Source organism: Amylibacter sp. SFDW26 (assembly GCF_009184395.1).
Taxonomy (GTDB): domain Bacteria; phylum Pseudomonadota; class Alphaproteobacteria; order Rhodobacterales; family Rhodobacteraceae; genus Amylibacter.
In genome coordinates, this window is sequence record NZ_WEIC01000009.1 from 1,726 (window position 1) to 6,612 (window position 4,887).

Sequence of the window (4,887 nt, forward strand, 5' to 3'; positions counted from 1 at the left end):
ACAATGGGTTAATCCCAAAAAATCGTCTCAGTTCGGATTGGGGTCTGCAACTCGACCCCATGAAGTCGGAATCGCTAGTAATCGCGTAACAGCATGACGCGGTGAATACGTTCCCGGGCCTTGTACACACCGCCCGTCACACCATGGGAATTGGGTCTACCCGAAGGCCGTGCGCCAACTATTTATAGGGGCAGCGGACCACGGTAGGCTCAGTGACTGGGGTGAAGTCGTAACAAGGTAGCCGTAGGGGAACCTGCGGCTGGATCACCTCCTTTCTAAGGATGATCTTAGCAGCTTGAATTTATTCAATCTCGTAGATCACTTAGCAGTCATTAAATTGACATAAGCCTTTAAAGGCAATTGACCGAACCGTCCTCATATCTCTTCAGTGTTAGAAAATTTTACAGGCCGCTACTGGTCTGCAAGGGTCGGTAGCTCAGGTGGTTAGAGCGCACGCCTGATAAGCGTGAGGTCGGAGGTTCAAGTCCTCCTCGACCCACCAGAACTCAATTCTTTGAATTGAGTTGAGGCATACACTTCGGTTGCAATGTGGCAGATGAATTTGCTTAGCAAAATCATTGAGAACATTCATCGGGTTGGCCACACACGAAACCGCGCCTCTCGGACATTGCTTCGCAATATCCTGTCGGCGTTTGGCAAATTACGTCGTAATTTACCTTTAGGGGCATTAGCTCAGCTGGGAGAGCACCTGCTTTGCAAGCAGGGGGTCAGCGGTTCGATCCCGCTATGCTCCACCAAAACTCAAATCAAAGATTTGAGTGACACAAGCACCATAGTAGCAAAGCGGCAAGTTATTACACAGTAATGACTGAGAGCGTTTATCCTGTAAGCCATTCAAACTTGATCATCATGTTAAACATATTCTTTTGAGTATGTTTAATTGTCTGATCATTCAGACACTTTTACATCGTATAGAGAGCATTAATAACACGAGACGTAAGTTTCCTGTTTTGACCACTTAGGTGGTTAGCAATACTTCTGGTAACAGAAGGGCATAATCAGACCGGATGACCAATCCACTGTGCATGTGTTGCTGGTAAGCGTTCCAGTGCGGTTCGCGAGCTAAGATTTGGATAATTTACAGTCTTTCCAAGTCAAATACACTAACCAATAAGCGCATTGATTTATCAATCGCTTTAGTCACAGCAAGACTAGATCCGCTGTGACATAGAAGGGATCCATATTTATATGGGTTCATTCGCTGGAATGTGCGCAGTTTCCTGCCAAGGGAAACTGCATTTGAGTTCAATGAAATGTTGCCTGATTTATCAGGTAACGGACTAAAACAATCTCAAACAAGACGACTTTTTGGTTCAGATTTAGTCTGACTATTTCTGGATCAAATCAAGCGCGAGAAGGGCGTTTGGTGGATGCCTTGGCAGTAAGAGGCGATGAAAGACGTGATACTCTGCGATAAGCCATGGGGAGCTGAGAATAAGCTTTGATCCATGGATCTCTGAATGGGGAAACCCACTTGATATTCTGTTATTGTTATCTCCGATCAAACTTGTTTGGTCGCAGCTGATCAATAATGGGGTAAAACAAGTATTAATTACCTGAATATATAGGGTTTTTAAAGCAAACCCGGGGAACTGAAACATCTAAGTACCCGGAGGAAAGGAAATCAATAGATACTCCCGTAGTAGTGGCGAGCGAACCGGGACCAGCCGAGCTATGAATGTGACTAGAACCATCTGGAAAGTTGGGCAATATGGGTGACAGCCCCGTATAGGAAGCATGATTAGACGTATTAAGTAGGGCGGAACACGTGAAATTCTGTCTGAACATCGGAGGACCACCTTCGAAGGCTAAGTACTCCTTACTGACCGATAGCGAACCAGTACCGTGAGGGAAAGGTGAAAAGCACCCCGACAAGGGGAGTGAAACAGTTTCTGAAACCGGACGCCTACAAACAGTCGGAGGGGCATATGCCCTGACGGCGTACCTTTTGTATAATGGGTCAACGACTTGGTCTTACTAGCAAGCTTAAGCCGATAGGTGTAGGCGCAGCGAAAGCGAGTCTTAATAGGGCGCATGAGTTAGTAGGATCAGACCCGAAACCGAGTGATCTAGGCATGAGCAGGTTGAAGGTAAGGTAACACTTACTGGAGGACCGAACCCACATCTGTTGAAAAAGATCGGGATGACTTGTGCCTAGGGGTGAAAGGCCAATCAAACTCGGAGATAGCTGGTTCTCCGCGAAATCTATTTAGGTAGAGCGTCGCACGAATACTCTCGGGGGTAGAGCACTGAATGGGTAATGGGGACTCACCGTCTTACTGATCCTAATCAAACTCCGAATACCGAGAAGTACTATGCGGCAGACACACTATGGATGCTAACGTCCATAGTGAAGAGGGAAACAACCCTGACCCTCAGCTAAGGCCCCTAATTCATGGCTAAGTGGGAAAGCAGGTGGGACGACCAAAACAACCAGGAGGTTGGCTTAGAAGCAGCCATCCTTTAAAGATAGCGTAACAGCTCACTGGTCTAATTAAGTTATCCTGCGGCGAAGATGTACCGGGGCTCAAGCCATGAGCCGAAGCTAGGGATGCAATTTATTGCATGGTAGCGGAGCGTTCTGTGATATAGAACGCTGCGTCTTTAGGACCCTTCGGGGTGTTACGGACGCAATGTTCTGACTGTGAAGCCGGCGCGTGAGCGATCCGGTGGAGTGATCAGAAGTGAGAATGTTGACATGAGTAGCGATAAACAGTGTGAGAGACACTGTCGCCGAAAGTCCAAGGGTTCCTGCTTAAAGCTAATCTGAGCAGGGTAAGCCGACCCCTAAGGCGAGGCCGAAAGGCGTAGTCGATGGGAACCAGGTTAATATTCCTGGGCCAGGAAGAAGTGACGGATCGAAAGCGTAGTGACCCCTTATCGGATTGGGGCTGCTGCCGGACGGTTCCTGGAAATAGCCTTCCATTAGATCGTACCCTAAACCAACACAGGTGGACTGGTAGAGAATACCAAGGCGCTTGAGAGAACTGCATTGAAGGAACTCGGCAAAATGCCTCCGTAAGTTCGCGAGAAGGAGGCCCCATTAGAACGCAAGTTTTGGTGGGGGGCACAGACCAGGGGGTGGCGACTGTTTACTAAAAACACAGGGCTCTGCGAAGTCGCAAGACGACGTATAGGGTCTGACGCCTGCCCGGTGCTGGAAGGTTAAGAGGAGGTGTGCAAGCACTGAATTGAAGCCCCAGTAAACGGCGGCCGTAACTATAACGGTCCTAAGGTAGCGAAATTCCTTGTCGGGTAAGTTCCGACCTGCACGAATGGCGTAACGACTTCCCCGCTGTCTCCAATGCAGACTCAGCGAAATTGAATTGCCTGTTAAGATGCAGGCTTCCCGCGGTTAGACGGAAAGACCCCGTGCACCTTTACTACAGCTTCACACTGGCATCAGGTCAGACGTGTGCAGGATAGGTGGTAGGCTTTGAACCAGTGACGCCAGTTGTTGGGGAGCCTCCCTTGAGATACCACCCCTGTCTGTCTTGATGTCTAACCGCGGTCCATTATCTGGATCCGGGACCCTGTGTGGCGGGTAGTTTGACTGGGGCGGTCGCCTCCTAAAGAGTAACGGAGGCGCGCGATGGTTGGCTCAGAGCGGTCGGAAATCGCTCGTTGAGTGCAATGGCATAAGCCAGCCTGACTGCGAGACTGACAAGTCGAGCAGAGACGAAAGTCGGTCATAGTGATCCGGTGGTCCCGAGTGGAAGGGCCATCGCTCAACGGATAAAAGGTACGCCGGGGATAACAGGCTGATACTGCCCAAGAGTCCATATCGACGGCAGTGTTTGGCACCTCGATGTCGGCTCATCTCATCCTGGGGCTGGAGCAGGTCCCAAGGGTACGGCTGTTCGCCGTTTAAAGAGGTACGTGAGCTGGGTTTAGAACGTCGTGAGACAGTTCGGTCCCTATCTGCCGTGGGTGTAGGAGACTTGATGGGAGTTGCCCCTAGTACGAGAGGACCGGGGTGAACGATCCACTGGTGGATCTGTTGTGGCGCCAGCCGCAGTGCAGAGTAGCTATGATCGGACAGGATAACCGCTGAAGGCATCTAAGCGGGAAGCCCCCCCAGAAACAAGGTCTCCCTTGAGGGCCGTGGAAGACCACCACGTCGATAGGTCGGAGATGTAAGTGCTGTAAAGCATTCAGTTGACCGATACTAATTGCCCGATAGGCTTGATTTGATCCAGTAATAGCTAGATTGCTATCACTGAACAAAAGTCAAAATGGATAGATACCTGATTATCAGGGTCTCGTGTTCTTTGAATTTATTCGGTTTGGTGATCACAGCACCAGCAAAACACCCGATCCCATCCCGAACTCGGCCGTTAAGTGCGGTTGCGCTGATGGTACTGCGTCTTAAGGCGTGGGAGAGTAAGTCATCGCCAAACCTAATAAGTTCAAAGATATATTAATCGCTCCCTACACGATGATAAAAACAAGCCCCAAACTATAAAACACATGGGGCGCGCTTCTGGCGCGGGGTAGAGCAGCCCGGTAGCTCATCAGGCTCATAACCTGAAGGTCGCAGGTTCAAATCCTGCCCCCGCAACCAAAAGCTTTTTATAAAATAAAAAGCAAACAACACATCCAATACCACCACACCTTCCGCGGCAGTTCATTCAGAAACTGAATGAACGAAAGCAATGACCAAAAACACATGTCTCAACTGGGACACAAAGGTAAACCATTGAATGGATTGAACTTTATCATAAACGGTCACCGATGGATGAGCGTGAGCTATATCCATCAACTGCCAGAATAGATTACCTTAGAAGCAAACCAGCAAACAAACAAAAATCTAATATCAAAGTTAAGAATAGTCGCATAGCACAACACTATTTGTAGCGTTAAGCT

Annotated in this window: 3 tRNA genes and 3 rRNA genes (1 of these 6 only partly in view); all 6 read left to right on the top strand. The window is 49.0% G+C overall.

Going from position 1 to position 4,887, the window contains the following annotated elements:
* Positions 1-275, top strand: a 16S ribosomal RNA gene (locus F9L33_RS15625) (it extends 1,287 nt beyond the left edge of the window).
* A gap of 150 nt (positions 276-425) precedes the next feature.
* A tRNA-Ile gene (locus F9L33_RS15630) sits at positions 426-502 on the top strand.
* Between the two features lie 180 nt (positions 503-682).
* Positions 683-758, top strand: a tRNA-Ala gene (locus F9L33_RS15635).
* Positions 759-1,363: 605 nt separating this feature from the next.
* Positions 1,364-4,214: ribosomal RNA gene (locus F9L33_RS15640) — 23S ribosomal RNA — on the top strand.
* A 92-nt stretch (positions 4,215-4,306) separates the two neighbouring features.
* A 5S ribosomal RNA gene (gene rrf, locus F9L33_RS15645) occupies positions 4,307-4,421 on the top strand.
* The 16S, 23S and 5S rRNA genes sit together here with 3 tRNA genes alongside, the layout of an rRNA operon.
* Positions 4,422-4,508: 87 nt before the next feature.
* A tRNA-Met gene (locus tag F9L33_RS15650) sits at positions 4,509-4,585 on the top strand.
* Positions 4,586-4,887 lie beyond the last annotated feature (302 nt).